Annotated in this window: 1 protein-coding gene; it reads left to right on the forward strand. The window is 75.4% G+C overall.

Annotated elements, in window-relative coordinates; translation table 11 throughout:
• Nucleotides 1-753 (forward strand): ABC transporter ATP-binding protein (locus tag V9U70_RS27160; RefSeq protein WP_336679471.1); only part of this gene is annotated, 753 nt, incomplete at its 5' end.
• Nucleotides 754-883: the final 130 nt, after the last annotated feature.

An 883-nucleotide genomic window follows, 5' to 3' on the forward strand; every position in this document is an offset into this window, starting at 1 on the left:
TCCGGCGGCCAGCGCCAGCGCATCGGCATCGCCCGCGGCCTCGCCCTCAACCCCGAGATCATCGTCGCCGACGAGCCGGTCTCCGCGCTCGACGTGTCGGTGCAGGCCCAGGTCGTCAACCTGCTGGACCGGCTCCAGGCGGAGTTCAGCCTCAGCTTCGTCTTCATCGCGCACGACCTCTCCATCGTCCGGCACATCTCCGACCGGGTCGGCGTGATGTATCTGGGCCGGATCGTGGAGATCGGCTCCGACGAGGAGATCTACGACCACCCCACCCACCCCTACACCCAGGCGCTGCTCTCCGCCGTCCCCGTCCCGGACCCGGAGGCCCGCGCCCACCGGGAACGCATCATCCTGCACGGCGACGTCCCCTCGCCCGCCAATATCCCCTCCGGCTGCCGCTTCCGCACCCGGTGCTGGAAGGCTCAGGAGCGTTGCGCCCTGGAGGTGCCGCTGCTGGCCGTCCCGGCGGAGTTCCGGCTCGTCGACAGCCCCGCCCGGCACGACTCGGCGTGCCACTTCGCGGAGGAGAAGCGGGTGGTGCCGCCGGAGGAGGAGCGGGAGACCCCGGGGCAGGAGACCTCGGGGCGGAGGCCCGGACCGCACGTGGAGGCCCCGGGCACGACGACCCGCGGCCGGCCTGCCGCGGGCGGGTCCGCGCCGGGCGGGGCCGATCCGGACAGGTCCGCGCCGGGCGGGGCCGGCCCGGGGCCCGGCCCGTCGCCCGAGGGGGGCGGCCCGGCGCGGCCCTGACGCACCGCCCGGCACCGGGCGCGGCCGGAGGTGTTGACGGGCGGGCAACTTCGTCGTCACCGCACCGATATACGGGCACCCCATGCTGAACGCCATGCGGCCGTGCGGGTGCCGTGGACCGGTCGGGGCG

This window comes from Streptomyces pratensis (genome assembly GCF_037137275.1).
GTDB lineage: Bacteria > Actinomycetota > Actinomycetes > Streptomycetales > Streptomycetaceae > Streptomyces > Streptomyces pratensis_B.